The following is a 14,847-nucleotide window of genomic DNA, read 5'->3' as shown; positions in this document are numbered from 1 at the left end:
TGACCTCTGAATGGATTAGAAGTCATCTTTTTTGACGCGTATGGGTATTTTACTTTCTTATTTTTAGGTGCATCTACTCTGATTCTCGAAGTCGCTCCACAATACTTTGTTTGTTGTTCATAGAATAGACTGCTACTGGAATAAGTATCCCAAGCAATAACAGTAAAGGCAATGAGACAAACAGTGGCCAAATTATAAAGTGATAGCTTAAAAGCCATAGCAGGCTACATAACGGTTTCACAATCAAAAGAGAAAATAAGATTGCCAATAGAATAGAGGTTAGGCTAGTAGCCCCAACATAATATAGTCCTTCATAAATCAGCATTCCGCGCAATTGCTTTTTGGTCATGCCGATACTTTGCAGCATAGCGAATTCTTTGCGGCGGGTCAGTATGCTGGTTAAAATCGCATTAATAAAGTTCAGGATACCAATCAAGCCAATAATCAAGCTGAGCAAGCCGCCGATCATTATAACAGTAGTTTGCATACCTGATAAAGCGTTTCTGGATGTAATCTTGGATTCATAGCTCATCATTGGTTCAATTGTTTCTGTGTATCGCTTCAAAAAGCTCTGCATGGACGTTTCCTGATTTGAAGATACATTAAAGGCATAGCTCATCATAGCAGGCTCTTTTACAAGTGATTTGTATATTTCCGCCGGGAGGTAAAAGCTATTATAGCTCGAAATGCGATTTGAATTGGTGGATTTGATACCCACATGGCCAAGCACTGTAAACTTTTGTGTTAAATACTCTCTACCCAATGGAGCATCATTTGCTGTTCTCACATAACTATGCAAAGTAACGTTCTCGCCCACTTTATGATGAATGCTTTCCATGTAAGGCTTGTCGTTGTCGTTCAGTTCGACTCCCTCCAGAATATACTTACCTGAGGCCATTTTCTTAAAATCAAGCTCACCATCAATCAACTGCAGCCGATGCAGGGGCAAATCTTCCAGCCCATACACGTCTACAAGGAAGTTGCCGTGAGCGTCAGTGTTCTGGGTATCATCCGTAATTCCCTTTGTATTTTCAGCCGTGAAAGCTGTTGGGTCACCGTATAATCGGCCGCCTTCTTCGAAGCCTGGTTGTGCCTGTACAGCCTTAATAAAACTTTCAGTGGTTTCATTTTCATGCCCACTAAAACTACTCGGAACCTGGAAATATCCAGCATGAGCAATGAGAAAATCGGTATCATTAAATTTGGCTAAAAATTTATCCATATCAAAACTCTGAGACAGCGTGAATACTGTATTTAGAAGCACCAAGCTTAAAGAAAGACTAATCACCACTAAAATAGTGCGTTTTTTATTACGCCCCAAGTTGGAGCGAGCCATGTGGATCATTTTAGCGCCTTCAGTGGACTTTTTCAGCTTACGGCTGCCCTTGGTATTTCCGTCTGTGTATCTTACTGCCTCAACTGGCGAAACAGCTGCCGCAATTCTGCCTGGCTTGAAAGTGCTGATCATTACGGTAATGAGTGCGAACAAAGCCGATCCGACAAAAATCCATGGGTTAGGAGATACCGATATCTCAGTACCGTTATATACACTCATATTTATAATAAAAGGTACGAGCGATTTACCGATAAAAAAACCTGCTATTAATCCTACCGGGGTTCCTAACACTGATAGAATCAGCGCTTGTCTACGAATAATTATGCGAATTTGTTTACCGCTTGTACCGATCGTCTTTAAAAGACCGTAAAAACGAATATCTCGCATCACCGATATTTGAAAAATATTATAAATAATCAAATAACCGGTAAACATGATCAGTAACAGGGCAGAAGTTAACGCTATGATTGTCTCTGTATCTAAACTAAAATTGGTTGAGATGTATGCCCAATTTACATTATTCGCGATATAGTTTGGTGCATCTTCGTCAAGTGAATAACCGCTTTCGGTAATCACTTTATTGAGCTTTCCTCGCAAATCAAAACTATTGTCGAACATCATAGATGCACTAATCGTTCCAGTATGGAAGTGATCCTTTTTATAGTTGCTTTGTAATTCCTTGGCATGAGCATCGACATAGGCTTTAGAAGCGAATATTTGTCCTACGTTAAATACAGGATCACTTTTCCACCAGCCAGAGAGGACAAAATCCCGCTGTACTTCTTTACCTCGTATGTTAAGCTTTAATCTCAAAGGTACTCCAATCTTCGGTGGAACATCCAATAGCTGCAACGTCTTGGAGTCTGCAATCACTTCATTTTCTGCGACAGGCTTGTGCCCCTCTTTAAGCTCAATAAAACCTAGCTTCAACCCTACATCATCGTAATACCAGAACTCCGTATGGCGTTTTAGGAATTTATCGTTTATAACTCGGTCGCTTAATATACGGTTATAGGCTATTTCCTTGATCAATGGATGATCCTTGACATGATTAAATTCGTCATCCGTTATATATTTAAGTACGGCATGTCCATCTCCACCGACCTGTCGCATGGTCGCCCGTTGTAAGCTTTCCACAGCGCCAATCCCCATAGTGAACAGTGTTGTAAATAACAAAGAAGTGAGAGCTATGGCAACAATAGCAAAGAGGTTACGGGTTTTGTTTACTTTGAAGCTCTTATCTGCCAGCTTGCGGATTACTTTTTTGTTCTTTACCTTGATCATTTACCTTCACCGCCGACCATTTTACCGTCCTCAATGCGGATGATCCGGTCTGCCATTTGCGCAATTTCCTCGTTGTGAGTAATCATCACTATCGTTTGGCGGAACTGCTGGCTGGATACCTTGATCAATCCCATCACATCCAGACTGGTTTTACTATCCAGGTTCCCAGTGGGTTCATCTGCTAAAACAATCGCAGGTTTCGCTGCCAATGATCTGGCGATGGCTACGCGCTGCTGCTGGCCCCCCGATAGATGGTTGGGTAGGTTATTCAACTTTTGGCCAAGACCCAAAGTATGTACAATTTTATCTACGTGGGCTTTGTCCGGTTCTTTACCGTCCAGTTCAATAGGAAGCACAATATTTTCGTAGACATTCAAGACAGGTACCAGGTTGTAATTTTGAAACACGAAGCCAATCTTTCGTCTGCGAAAAATAGTCAATTCTTCGTCTTTCAGTGAAGAAATATCCTTACCATCAATCGTAACGGTTCCACTTGTCGGACGATCAAGTCCGCCCAACATATGCAGAAGGGTAGATTTGCCGCTCCCCGAAGTACCGACAATAGCGACAAATTCGCCGCTTTCCACCTCCAGATTCACACCATCTAAGGCATGAACAGCAGTATCTCCATTACCATAATGCTTCTTTAGTGCTTGAGTTTTTAATAGAGCCATATACGTTCTCCTTCACAAAAAAATGTCTGGATCGTAATCATCTACAGTACAGACATTAACACACTAATCTTTCCACAATCTTTCTGAAATCTAACAGTGTTGAAAGAATTAAGTATCCATAGAAAGAAAAATCGAGAAGGTGGAGCCACTGCCGTAGCATGACCTTACCTTGATGTAACCACCCTCCGCAGCGATAATTTCTCTAGCTAAAAACAGTCCAATACCTACACCCTCTTGCGAGTTAACAGTGGGGGAGCGATAGAAGCGGGTAAAGATTTTACCTTGTTCTCCTTCTGCAATGCCTATGCCGCTATCGGTAATATCAATTCGACAAAACAAATCGTATGCCATCACTTTTATAATCATGCTTCCGCCTGTCTCTGTATATTTTATGGCGTTATCCATAATGTTATAGACAGCTTCACTCGTCCACTTTAGGTCAAAATAAGCATGAATAACGGTGTCCTCCATAACAACAGAAATCCCTTTGGCGTCTGCTTTTGGCATCATTTGCTCCAGTGCAGCATCAAGGAGCTTTTGAACAGATTCCCGCCTTGGCGATACCGTGATAATCCCCGTTTCAAGCCGCGAAGTTTTCACTAATGCATGGATCAGGAAGTTAAGCTTTTCGGCCTGTGCAGATAGAGCTTTCACACAAGTGGAGGTATCCTGTGATAGTTCGTATTCGCTAAGTAGTTGGGAATAAAGCAGGATGTTGGCCAATGGTGTTTTCGTTTGGTGTGAAATATCGGAAATCAGCTCATTTATTTTATTCTTTTCGGCAAGCAGATTTTTGGAGGACACGGAACAAATGGAAAGAAATTTCGCAAATTTAGCTTCTATTGCAGAGAGAACGGATTCATCAAAGACATCCTCTGAGAAGCTGCCATTTATCGCGGCATCCAGCATGTTCTCAATGGTTTTCATTGTTTTATGGATGCTCCTGCGATACAGCATAATAGCACCCACAGCGGTGCATACAGCAACAACGGCAATTCCAATACATATATAGTGGAGTGTTGTCATTTCAACGCCCATGTGTAGCCCAGCCCATAAACCGTTTTAATATATTGTGGGGAGGAAGGATGATCCTCGAGCTTGTCACGTAGCCTTTTTATCGTAACTGACAAGGCATTTTCACCTACATATTCAGCCCCGTCAGTCCAGATGCTGTCTATCAAATGATCACGCGAAACGGTATTTCCTCGATTATTGATTAGGATGCGCAACAATTTTTGCTCCGTTTTACTTAGTTCAATAGGTGTACCATTCTTAATAAATTCCATTCTCTCGAATGAAAAAGAAAAATTGTCTAGCTGAGTGGAGTCTGCAAGCGAGTATCTGGATTTCTTTAGCTGAACGCCAACTCTTGCTCTCAGTACCATAAGACTGAAGGGTTTGGTGATATAGTCGTCAGCACCCAGTTCAAAACCAGTGACGACATCTGTTTCCATATCATTCGCAGTCAGAACGATGACGGGTATAGTTGTTTTTTTTCGTATATCTGTTAAAAGATCAAGCCCGTTTCCATCTGGTAAATTAATATCAAGAATGACTAGGTCAAAGGTAGTAACGTTTAATTGTTCTTTTGCAGCAGCAATGTCATACGTTTGTGTAAATACGTTGTTAGGTTCTTTAAGGGCAAGAACAATACCGTTACTCAAGGCGATATCGTCCTCGACGATTAGTATGTGATTCATCATTTTCCTCCTGTTTTTTTATTCATCAAGTTAATGAATCCCGAATTTCAAGAACTGCTTACAGTAAAAATGGAAAAGAGAGCCCCAAAATCTTCCACCTCTATTTTACAGGATATTGCTCTTATTTGCTCATTCGCTCTTTAGACTATTCAGGTTTTGCTAACACCTTTTTTGACATGGTTTATTCATTGCAAAAAATTTGACAGATAAGAGATGACTGATATAATTTATGCTAGTTGATTTTTGATAATGATTATCATTATTGAGGGGAGGACAGGGCCGAAGCTTGGTACAGGTTATTGGACAGGCTCCCTTAGTTAGAGATGAAATTACGTTATTTAATACTGGCTTTTCTGGTACTGGCCTTCGCCTCGGTGTTTATTGGTGTTCATGATGTAACTCCACTTGATTTGTTCCACTTAACCAACGATCAGGCGCAGGTACTCCTAATTAGCAGATTCCCACGATTGATCAGTATCATTATCGCAGGGGCGAGTATGAGTATCTGTGGATTGATCATGCAGCAGCTTACCCGGAACCGATTCGTATCGCCCACCACCGCAGGGACGATGGATGCGGCACGATTGGGTGTGCTGATGGCTATTATGGTGTTTGGAGCGGCAGGATTTTGGACGAAGATGCTGACGGCTTTTGGATTTGCTCTAGGGGGAACACTGATTTTTATGAAAATACTGGATAAAATCCGTTTCAAGGACCCGGTATTTATCCCGCTGGTCGGTTTGATGTTTGGAGGCATCTTAAATTCGGTAACGACTTTTTTTGCCTACAAATATAATCTGATTCAGGGCATTTCTTCGTGGATGCAAGGGGATTTTTCTCTAATCATGAGTGGTCGCTACGAGATGCTATATCTTAGTGTTCCTTTGGTTGCGCTGGCGTACATATATGCGAATCGTTTCACAATTGCAGGCATGGGTGAGGATTTTGCGGCCAACTTGGGTGTACATTACAAGCGCACTGTCAATGTCGGTTTGGTGATCGTGGCTTTGGTATCCTCTGTTGTCATCTTAACCGTCGGGACGATTCCCTTTTTGGGGCTGGTTGTACCCAATCTGGTCAGCATGTATATGGGGGATAATCTGAAAAAAAGCCTGGCCCATACAGCGATCTTGGGCGCCGTCTTTGTGTTGTTTTGCGATATTTTGGGACGGGTGATCATTTATCCGTATGAAATTTCTGTAGGGCTTACGGTTGGTGTGATCGGGAGCGCGGTGTTCTTGTATTTGCTGCTGAGGAGAAGGGCTTATGAATCCTAAATTAAAAATCGGAATATTAGCCGCTGCCGCGCTTGTGTTGATTGCTGCTTTCGTGTTTATAGATCTTCCGCACACCTGGCATTACGCGCTGCCACGACGATTGAAAAAGATCGCAGCCTTCATTCTGACAGGTGGCTCCATTGCTTTTGCAACCGTTATTTTCCAGACGGTTACGAATAATAAAATTTTGACTCCCGGTATTATCGGGCTGGATTCACTGTATATGCTGATTCAGACGACGATTATTTTTGCATTTGGTTCCGTACCCTTCATTTCGACCAGCAAAGAATTGAACTTTTTGCTATCGGTGGGGCTGATGGTGCTGTTCGCAGGACTGCTATACAAATTAATTTTCCGCAAAGATGGACGCGGGATTTATGTACTTTTGCTGATTGGTTTGGTGTTCGGCACGCTGTTTAACAGTTTATCTACCTTTATGGAGGTACTGATTGATCCGAACGAATTTGCGAAAATCCAGGACAAGAGCTTTGCCAGCTTCAGTAATGTAAACACCGAGCTGCTGTGGCTTTCTGTATTCATTCTTGTGCTCGTATTCGCTTATGCTTGGAGATTCATCAAGTATCTGGACGTGCTGTCGCTGGGACGGGAGCATGCGATTAACCTGGGTCTTCCTTATGGTTTTATCATTAAAAGGCTGCTGGTAATTGTAGCGATTCTCATTTCCATTTCTACAGCGCTTGTCGGGCCGATTACGTTTCTCGGATTAATTGTGGCCAATGTGGCTTATCAGGTGATGAAAACCTATCAGCATCGTTATATTATTCCGGCCTCCATCTGTGTTAGCGTCATTGCATTGGCAGGGTGCCAACTGCTGGCAGAAAGAGTATTTGACTTATCGACAACGGTCAGTGTCATTATTAACTTTATCGGGGGGGTGTACTTCCTGTATCTTTTGCTGCGGGAGAATAAGTCATGGTAGAAGTCAGAAACGTATCCAAACGCTACGGGAATAAAAATGTGGTGGATCAGGTATCCGTCACTGTACCTAAAGGCACGATTACCTCCTTTATTGGACCTAACGGCGCTGGAAAAAGCACTTTGTTGTCGATGATTAGTCGCCTGACTGACAGTGATGAGGGAGAAATCCTCATTGACGGGCAGGCCGTGAGCCTGACGAAAAGCGAGGAGCTAGCCCGGAAGATATCTATTTTAAAACAGACCAATGATGTCAATATTCGCTTAACCGTGAAGGAGCTGGTCAGCTTCGGCCGTTTTCCGTATTCCAAAGGCAGATTGAACAGCGAGGATCGCAAAATGGTGGAGCAGTCTATGGCCTACATGGGACTGGAGGATATGAAAGATAAGCATATTGATTTGCTTAGTGGGGGACAGCGACAGCGGGCTTTTATTGCCATGATTCTGGCTCAGGACACAGAATACATCCTGCTGGATGAGCCGCTGAACAATCTGGATATGAAGCATTCGGTTCAGATTATGAAGACGCTGCGCGGTTTGGTGGATGATCTCGGCAAAACGATTCTGGTCGTGTTGCATGACATTAATTTTGCCTCCTGCTATTCAGACTATATTGTAGGGATGAAGGATGGCAGGTTGCTAAAACAAGGAACGGCTGACGAGATGATTGATAGTCAGGTATTAAAGGATTTGTACGATATGGATATTCCGATTCAACAGATTGGTGACCATAAAATTTGCGTTTATTTCACTTAGGGGGAATGTTAAATGAAGAAAAATATGATGTTTTTAACGCTAATGCTTGCATTGGTACTGATTGTGTCGGCCTGTGGCACAGCAGCTCCGGCAACACCGGAAGCGACTGGCAACGGCTCTTCTACTGCAACAACGGAATCCAAAACCATCTCGGTCAAACACGCACTGGATGAAAACCCGGTACAAGTCAAAGTTAATCCAAAAAATGTCGTTGTCTTTGATTTCGGTTCATTGGATACGCTGGATAAGCTGGGCGTTGACGTTGCGGCAGTAGCGCAGCAGGATCTTCCTACGTATTTGAGCAAATTTAAAGATTCCAAATATGCAAGTGCGGGTACGCTGTTTGAACCGGATTACGAGAAAATCAGTGATCTGTCTCCTGAGCTGATCATCATCGGTGGCAGACAAGCTGATGCATATAAAGAGTTGAGTAAAATTGCACCGACCATTTCGATGGCTGTAGACACCAAGGATTATATCAATTCCTTTAAGAAAAACGTTGAAACACTAGGTCAAATCTTCGACAAAGAAGATGCTGCCAAGCAGGAACTGGCTGCGATTGATAGCTCCATCAAGGCCGTACATGACAAGGCTGTAGCGAGCAAAGCTAAAGGACTGATCGTGCTGACGAATGAAGGAAGCCTGAGCGCATATGGCTCACAATCTCGCTTCGGTATCATTCATGATGCTTTTGGCGTAACCCCTGTAGATCCTGGCATTAAAGTATCCACGCATGGTCAAAAGGTTTCTTTTGAATATGTACAGCAAAAAAATCCGGATTATATTTTTGTCGTTGACCGTGGGGCTGTGGTGGTCGAAGAAGGCAAGGAACAGGTTACAGGCAAACAAACCATGGAGAATGAACTGGTGAAGAAAACCAATGCATTTAAAAACGGTCATATTGTATACCTTGATCCTAACTACTGGTACCTGTCAGGTAATGGTCTAGAATCTGTGTCTGAAATGATCAAGGAAATGGATGCTGCACTGTAATGAATACATTCACATCATGGAGGACTGTGTAGGATGAAAGGTCATATAGATGAAATTCTATTAGATGGGTACCTTGTACACATCTATACACCTCCCGTCTCCGTGAATCATAATGAGCTGTATCCTGTGCTGTATGTGCAGGATGGCAGCTCTTTATTTCTAAGCGGGTTGGATGAGTTGGAAAGAGGTTTTTCTACGGAAGAGCTGCCCCGTGTGGTGCTGGTAGGTATTGAGCCCGTAAATCGACTGGATGATTACACGCCTTGGAAGGCAGCGGCTTTAGTAGAAGGAAGACCTGCTTTTGGCGGTGGCGGAGATGCCTATTTGGCGTTTGTGGTTACAAAAGTAATGCCGTACGTCGAGGCAAGATATCCAGTGCGCACTGGATCGGAGCATACGGGGATCATTGGCGCCTCATTGGGCGGATTAATTTCCATGTATGCCGTATTCAAGTATAAGGACGTATTCGGACGCGTCGGTTCCATCTCAGGCTCGTATTGGTATCCGGGTATGATTGATTATATGCAATCTGCATCTTGTGCAACTGTGAGGGATGGGACACATCGCTTGTATATATCTGTCGGGACCCGTGAAGGTGAAGGGAAGACGAATGTACAAAAAGATATGGTTCCGCTGACCCTCCAGGCACACGAGGTGCTGCGGACACAGGGACTGGGTGCAAAAGATGTGCTTCTTGAGCTGGATCAGGATGCGGTACATCGTGTGGATTGTTTTCAGCGTCAATTTCCTAAGGCCGTCCAATGGCTGTTCGGATAGCATGAATGGAATACGAATCTCATACAACAACCTCAAAGGATTGGAGAGCGTGGAGTCTCTATGTCTTTGGGGTTGTTTTTTTTGTATATTTTTTTCGTATAATAGAGAAATATTAAAAATTTAAAGTTATACGTTGTTGGAAGTGAGGGGAGCATAAATGAAAAAAAACCGCCTGGGATCATCGGATTTGCTGGTAGGTGAAATTGGTTTGGGATGTATGTCGGTCGGTACGGAGGAGCAGCAAGGTGTTTACTTGATTCATGAAGCGCTAGACGGGGGCGTAAACCTGTTGGATACGGCAGATTTGTACCAGCACGGACGCAATGAAGAAATCGTGGGTGCAGCGATCCGTGGACGGCGGCAGGAGGTCATCCTGGCGACCAAGGTCGGCAATCGGCGTCTACCGGGGCAGGAGGGCTGGGGATGGGACCCATCCAAGAAATATATTCTGTCTGCTGTTAAAGAGAGCCTGCGTCGCCTTGGAACGGACTACATCGACCTGTATCAGCTGCACGGAGGGACGATTGACGATCCGATGGACGAAACCATAGAGGCTTTTGAGCAACTACAGCGGGAGGGCGTTATTCGTTACTATGGTATTTCCTCCATTCGCCCTCATGTCATCCGTGAATATGTTGAACGTTCGAATATCGTTAGTGTTATGAATCAGTATAGTTTACTGGATCGGCGTGCAGAGGAAGAGGTACTGTCTTTGCTTCAGGAGCGGGGAATTAGCGTGATTGCACGTGGGCCTGTGGCCAGTGGTGTATTGGCTGACGAAGGGGAAGGGAAGATAGCCAAGGGATATCTGGACTACAATGAAGCAGAGCTGCTGGATGTGCGTAAGCAATTAAAGGCATTTGCAGGGTCGGACCGTAGTATGGGTCAGACAGCTATTCGTTATAGCTTGTCACATCCGACGGTTGCTGCTGTGATCCCGGGTGCAAGCTCTTTGGGACAATTGGAGCATAATATTTCTGCTGCGGATATTGCACCGCTAACTCAACAAGAGCGGCAGACACTACAGCAAATCAGCCGAGCCAATCGTTATGATGCGCAATACCGCTGATAAGGGCAATGATGGTACAAAAGTGTGTTCATCTGTTGCTCCTAACTATAAACGCTACATTTCAGTCTATAACCGAAGTACACGCTTGAACATGTACCTATCCAAGTTGCAATTTATAAAAGAACCATTACAATATAGGAATAAGCCTCGGTTTATAATTCATATGTGAATATGGAGACGTTATAAATACACTCTAGGAGGGACCAACGAATGGAACGCATCGAATCTCAGCAGCAATATCAGGATTTAATTAACGGTGACGGTCTGACCGTCGTGAAATTTGATACAACCTGGTGTCCGGATTGCAAGACACTGGATAAATTTATGGACGGCATTATTGAGGAAAACGCGGATAAGCGCTTCTTTGCGCTTGATGCAGAGAAATTTCAGCCGATTGCCGACGAAAATCAAGTGCGCGGCATTCCGAGTCTGCTCGTGTTCCGTAATGGCGAAAAAATTGCTCATTTGCACAGCAAATACGCTAAAACGCCAGCTCAAATTTCGGAATATTTGACTACGCTGGAATCCAAACAATAATCAGAACGCATGATAGGGATAGTTCAGTACGATCTATCCTTTCCGCAAAATAGTAAAAGGGATATCCAAGGCTGATCATTCAGACCCTATGGATATCCCTTTTTAGTTATTGGTTATTGGTTATTGGCACCAAACAATGGCTTATAAAATAATGAAAAAGAACACAGCCGCCAGCACGAAGCGGTAAATGGCGAACGTAGTCAGGCTCAAGCGTTTGAGCAGACCAAGGAATGTTTTGATCGCCAGCATCCCGACGATAAAGGCCGTAATAAAGCCGGCCGCGAACACTGGAAAATCACTCATAGACAGATGATCCATACTTTTGATCATATCAATACCCGATGCACCCAGCATGATCGGAACAGATACGAGGAATGTAAATTCCGCGGCTGCCGTATGGCTTACACGTGCGAATAGGCCCCCAGACATGGTTGAGCCTGAACGGGAGAAGCCTGGCCACAGAGCTAGGACTTGGAACACACCGATGGTAAATGCTTGTTTGTACGTGATCTCATCCAGCGTATATGATCTAATAGGCGGATGAAATTTTTCAGCTGCGATCATGAGCAGGCCCCCGATCACCAAACTGTATAAAACCGTTTCAGGACCAAACAGGTATTGCTTAATTACATCACGGAACAGTACGCCAATCAGGCCCGCAGGGATCATGGCTAAAATAATATGTAACAGGTTTAGACGTGGCTGACTCGAGATTTTGCGTCTGAAATCAAACAGACTCAGGAATCTGCGCCAGTATAATACGACGACCGCCAGCACAGCACCTAATTGCACGATAACCTCAAACGTTTTGACCGTATCATTCTCTGTGTTTAATCCTAGAAGATTAGCCGTGAGGATCATGTGACCCGTCGAAGAGACCGGCAAAAACTCTGTCAGTCCTTCAATAATTCCCATAATAATAGAAGATAAAATATCCACTTTACTAGCTCCTCCTTACACGCGTGCAGGGCAAACGACCTAAGTCGTTTGCCCTGGGAATATGTCATTTCAGTAGGAGTGAACGCAAGTGTCACAAGTGCAAAGATAAACGCTCAGGTCACACGGTTCACTCCCGGGAAGAAGTGTCCGATTCTGCTTCCAATTCAGATGCGGGGGATGTGTGGTGTAAAATAATCTCCACCCGACGAATACGATTTTTACCCATTTCACGAATGATAAATTTCACATCATCTTCTATGAATTCCTTGCCCTGTCTAGGTTCCGGAACCCGGCTATACACCCACCCTCCGACAGTATCCACGTCTTCATTGTCCAATGTCAAGCCAGTCAGATCACTCAGATCGGAAAGCATCACTTTACCATCCATCAAATAACTGTTCTCCGTCAGTTTCTCGATTTCCTTCCGTTCATCCTTATCGAATTCGTCCCGAATTTCGCCAACAATCTCCTCCAAAATGTCCTCAATGGTAATGAGGCCGGAGGTTCCACCGTATTCATCGACCAGGAGAGCAATATGAACCTGCTCCTTCTGCATACGTTTCAGCAGCGTGTTGACGGGGATAACTTCCGGAACGGTCAAGATCGGTTGAATCAGGCTGTCGAAAACAAGCTCGGGATTGCGATCATACTCAAGGAATAGCTGTTTGGTATTAATCATACCAATGATCTGATCCTTGCTATCTGTCGCCACCGGAAAACGGGTATACTGCTCTTCGTGAATAGTCAGCATGTTTTCTTGTAGCGAGCGATTCGTAAACAAGCATACCATATCTGTACGTGGCACCATAATTTCTTTGGCAACGGTCTCGTCAAAAGCAAAGATACGATTTACGTAGCCATATTCGGTGTTATTGATCTTACCACTTTCCACGCTTTCGGACAAAATGATCTGAATTTCTTCCTGAGAGTGTGCTTCTTCATGCTCACTAGCCGGTTGAAGACCAAACAGACGAACCAGACGATTGGCCGATCCGTTAAGGAGCCAAATAAACGGATACATAATCCGGTTAAACCACACGATGACTGGAGAGGTTAACAGACTGACAGCTTCCGCTTTGCGGATCGCCAATGTTTTGGGAGCCAGTTCACCGATCACCACGTGCAGGTAAGTTACAATGACGAATGAAATAATAAAGGCCAGGATATGTGAAAAATCCCCATTGATGTTGAGCTGTTGAAAGATAGGCTCCAGCAATTTGACTACGGTCGGTTCACCGAGCCAGCCGAGTCCCAACGCTGTAATCGTAATACCAAGCTGACAGGCGGACAGGTAGCCGTCCAGATTATTGACGACTTTTTGTAGCGCCAGTGCGTTTTTACGGTTCTCCACGACCAGCTGATCGACCCGGCTGGAACGGATTTTAATAATCGCAAACTCGGTAGCCACGAAGAAAGCACTAAATAAAATCAACACCGCAAACAAAAATAGACTGACACCTATACCCATATAATTTTCACTCATCCCTTTTTCGTTCAATTTTTTAAGGAACTCCATTTTAAGTTCACTTGAACTTATTTTAAGAACTTAAAAGGAAATATACAAGGTTCATATGGAATCGTAGCAGGTCACCTACCTCCAATTTACACGAAAAATAAGGCATAATAGAACCCGCACGGCTCATTGCTTCGCTTTACAAGCCTAGTTTGAGGGCGTATGATGAGTTCAAATGAACTTGAAATGTAAGAAAGGGAGGAAAGCAGATGGAGTCTTTTACCCTTACTCGTCGTGATATGGCCCATTTGCTGCTGGCCATGGAAGGTCGCCGCGAATTGCAGCCTTTTGCCGTTCTTCAGGACGCCTGGAGGCGCACTCATAGCCATCTTGCCCGCTCCGGGAGCACGATGCCGACATTTTTATACACCGACGTGACACCTGTGCTAGATAAAATTATAAAGGGTAAGCACAGCGCAGCCTTTTCGCTACAGGAGATCGTTTCCCTGGGTCAACTGGTCGAATACAGCCATGTCTCACTGGCCTCTATGCAAAATTGGGTCAAACGTGACTTCAAGGAATTTCTCGGCGCTCCGAAGATCGGCAAAAAATACTCGGTCAACCAGGCAGCTATATTGCTCATTGTGGAAGATTTAAAATCATGTCTTGATTTTGAATCCATCCGTCAGCTATTTCATATCCTGTTCCAACAACCCGAAGATGATACGGACGATCTGATTCAGCCGGTCGATTTGTACGCTGCCTATTCAACTTTGTTTGAGGAGCTGGATGCGAATGGAGACCAAATGCTCGATGTTGCTGGAGCAGGCTATGCAAAGGACAACGGAAATTCCATTACAGGACAGCAGCGTCAAGAAGGTGCGACAGAGGAGCTGCTGGTTCAGGCGGCTGATCAATACACCAGTCGTTTACAGCATTTGACCCCTAACCAGTGTGAAGCGGTGCGTAATACTTTGCTGGTGGCAGCAGTAGCGGTGCAAAATAGTTATTTTTTGTCCATGGCACGTAGGTATGTGAATGCGACGTTGTTTCTGGACTTCCAAGGGTAAATCAGGATTGGCACTAGAAGCCAATCCTATTTTTTTTCTCTTTTTA

14 protein-coding genes are annotated in these 14,847 nt (G+C 44.1%); 8 read left to right on the top strand and 6 right to left on the bottom strand.

Features of this window, described 5'->3' with window-relative positions:
• Window positions 1-73: 73 nt before the first annotated feature.
• The 4 genes from AOU00_RS08835 to AOU00_RS08820 all read right to left on the bottom strand — a co-directional run bounded on the left by AOU00_RS08835 (window position 74) and on the right by AOU00_RS08820 (window position 4,994).
• The gene (locus AOU00_RS08835) at window positions 74-2,620 is read right to left on the bottom strand and encodes an ABC transporter permease (protein WP_069290428.1); all 2,547 of its coding nucleotides are present in this window, start codon (window positions 2,618-2,620) and stop codon (window positions 74-76) included.
• Entirely contained in the window at window positions 2,617-3,294 is a 678-nt protein-coding gene (locus AOU00_RS08830) for an ABC transporter ATP-binding protein (RefSeq protein WP_069290427.1), read from the bottom strand. Before AOU00_RS08830 ends, AOU00_RS08835 begins: the two co-directional genes overlap by 4 nt.
• Window positions 3,295-3,402: 108 nt before the next feature.
• The gene (locus AOU00_RS08825; RefSeq protein ID WP_069292026.1) at window positions 3,403-4,320 is read right to left on the bottom strand and encodes a sensor histidine kinase; all 918 of its coding nucleotides are present in this window, start codon (window positions 4,318-4,320) and stop codon (window positions 3,403-3,405) included.
• Window positions 4,317-4,994 (bottom strand): response regulator transcription factor, encoded by a 678-nt coding sequence (locus AOU00_RS08820; protein WP_069290426.1) that lies wholly within the window; start codon window positions 4,992-4,994, stop codon window positions 4,317-4,319. Before AOU00_RS08820 ends, AOU00_RS08825 begins: the two co-directional genes overlap by 4 nt.
• 323 nt (window positions 4,995-5,317) lie before the next feature.
• Here AOU00_RS08820 and AOU00_RS08815 point away from each other — a divergent pair, with 323 nt between their 5' ends.
• From AOU00_RS08815 to AOU00_RS08785, 7 genes are all read left to right on the top strand, one after another.
• On the top strand, window positions 5,318-6,271 hold the full coding sequence (locus AOU00_RS08815) for an ABC transporter permease (protein WP_069290425.1): 954 nt from the start codon (window positions 5,318-5,320) through the stop codon (window positions 6,269-6,271).
• A complete protein-coding gene (locus tag AOU00_RS08810; protein WP_013312013.1) occupies window positions 6,261-7,211 on the top strand; it encodes an iron chelate uptake ABC transporter family permease subunit in 951 nt (316 codons plus the stop codon). The genes AOU00_RS08815 and AOU00_RS08810 overlap by 11 nt, the downstream gene beginning before the upstream one ends.
• Window positions 7,205-7,963 (top strand): iron ABC transporter ATP-binding protein, encoded by a 759-nt coding sequence (locus tag AOU00_RS08805; protein WP_028541804.1) that lies wholly within the window; start codon window positions 7,205-7,207, stop codon window positions 7,961-7,963. Before AOU00_RS08810 ends, AOU00_RS08805 begins: the two co-directional genes overlap by 7 nt.
• Window positions 7,964-7,975: 12 nt before the next feature.
• Window positions 7,976-8,956 carry a siderophore ABC transporter substrate-binding protein gene (locus AOU00_RS08800; RefSeq protein WP_069290424.1) on the top strand — a complete coding sequence of 327 codons (981 nt, stop codon included), beginning with the start codon at window positions 7,976-7,978 and terminating at the stop codon, window positions 8,954-8,956.
• A 33-nt stretch (window positions 8,957-8,989) separates the two neighbouring features.
• Window positions 8,990-9,733 (top strand): alpha/beta hydrolase, encoded by a 744-nt coding sequence (locus AOU00_RS08795; protein ID WP_069290423.1) that lies wholly within the window; start codon window positions 8,990-8,992, stop codon window positions 9,731-9,733.
• A gap of 157 nt (window positions 9,734-9,890) precedes the next feature.
• Window positions 9,891-10,802, top strand: coding sequence for an aldo/keto reductase (locus tag AOU00_RS08790; protein WP_069290422.1), 912 nt, complete (start codon window positions 9,891-9,893; stop codon window positions 10,800-10,802).
• Window positions 10,803-11,012: 210 nt separating this feature from the next.
• On the top strand, window positions 11,013-11,339 hold the full coding sequence (locus AOU00_RS08785) for a thioredoxin family protein (protein ID WP_025721930.1): 327 nt from the start codon (window positions 11,013-11,015) through the stop codon (window positions 11,337-11,339).
• Window positions 11,340-11,480: 141 nt separating this feature from the next.
• Here the strand turns inward: AOU00_RS08785 and bacA are convergent, their stop codons facing one another.
• Together bacA and AOU00_RS08775 are read right to left on the bottom strand one after the other, a co-directional pair.
• Complete coding sequence (bacA, locus tag AOU00_RS08780) at window positions 11,481-12,278, bottom strand: undecaprenyl-diphosphate phosphatase (protein WP_081330696.1); 798 nt, start codon at window positions 12,276-12,278, stop codon at window positions 11,481-11,483.
• A gap of 127 nt (window positions 12,279-12,405) precedes the next feature.
• Window positions 12,406-13,794 (bottom strand): hemolysin family protein, encoded by a 1,389-nt coding sequence (locus tag AOU00_RS08775; RefSeq protein WP_172828279.1) that lies wholly within the window; start codon window positions 13,792-13,794, stop codon window positions 12,406-12,408.
• A gap of 206 nt (window positions 13,795-14,000) precedes the next feature.
• On the opposite strand from AOU00_RS08775, the gene AOU00_RS08770 reads away from it, so the two are divergent.
• The gene (locus AOU00_RS08770) at window positions 14,001-14,801 is read left to right on the top strand and encodes a DUF1836 domain-containing protein (RefSeq protein ID WP_069290421.1); all 801 of its coding nucleotides are present in this window, start codon (window positions 14,001-14,003) and stop codon (window positions 14,799-14,801) included.
• Window positions 14,802-14,847 lie beyond the last annotated feature (46 nt).

Origin of the sequence: Paenibacillus polymyxa (genome assembly GCF_001719045.1) — a bacterium.
In the GTDB taxonomy this organism is placed as follows: domain Bacteria; phylum Bacillota; class Bacilli; order Paenibacillales; family Paenibacillaceae; genus Paenibacillus; species Paenibacillus polymyxa_B.
The sequence above is the reverse complement of the archived record's forward strand: the minus strand, read 5'-3'. Positions and strand labels throughout refer to the sequence as shown.

Coding starts and splice junctions, on each gene's coding strand:
- AOU00_RS08770 (WP_069290421.1), top strand. CDS start 14,001: ATGGAGTCTTTTACCCTTACTCGTCGTGATATGGCCCATTTGCTGCTG.
- AOU00_RS08795 (WP_069290423.1), top strand. CDS start 8,990: ATGAAAGGTCATATAGATGAAATTCTATTAGATGGGTACCTTGTACAC.
- AOU00_RS08805 (WP_028541804.1), top strand. CDS start 7,205: ATGGTAGAAGTCAGAAACGTATCCAAACGCTACGGGAATAAAAATGTG.
- AOU00_RS08830 (WP_069290427.1), bottom strand. CDS start 3,294: ATGGCTCTATTAAAAACTCAAGCACTAAAGAAGCATTATGGTAATGGA.
- AOU00_RS08810 (WP_013312013.1), top strand. CDS start 6,261: ATGAATCCTAAATTAAAAATCGGAATATTAGCCGCTGCCGCGCTTGTG.
- AOU00_RS08835 (WP_069290428.1), bottom strand. CDS start 2,620: ATGATCAAGGTAAAGAACAAAAAAGTAATCCGCAAGCTGGCAGATAAG.
- AOU00_RS08820 (WP_069290426.1), bottom strand. CDS start 4,994: ATGAATCACATACTAATCGTCGAGGACGATATCGCCTTGAGTAACGGT.
- AOU00_RS08785 (WP_025721930.1), top strand. CDS start 11,013: ATGGAACGCATCGAATCTCAGCAGCAATATCAGGATTTAATTAACGGT.
- AOU00_RS08825 (WP_069292026.1), bottom strand. CDS start 4,320: ATGACAACACTCCACTATATATGTATTGGAATTGCCGTTGTTGCTGTA.
- AOU00_RS08790 (WP_069290422.1), top strand. CDS start 9,891: ATGAAAAAAAACCGCCTGGGATCATCGGATTTGCTGGTAGGTGAAATT.
- AOU00_RS08775 (WP_172828279.1), bottom strand. CDS start 13,794: ATGGAGTTCCTTAAAAAATTGAACGAAAAAGGGATGAGTGAAAATTAT.
- AOU00_RS08815 (WP_069290425.1), top strand. CDS start 5,318: ATGAAATTACGTTATTTAATACTGGCTTTTCTGGTACTGGCCTTCGCC.
- AOU00_RS08800 (WP_069290424.1), top strand. CDS start 7,976: ATGAAGAAAAATATGATGTTTTTAACGCTAATGCTTGCATTGGTACTG.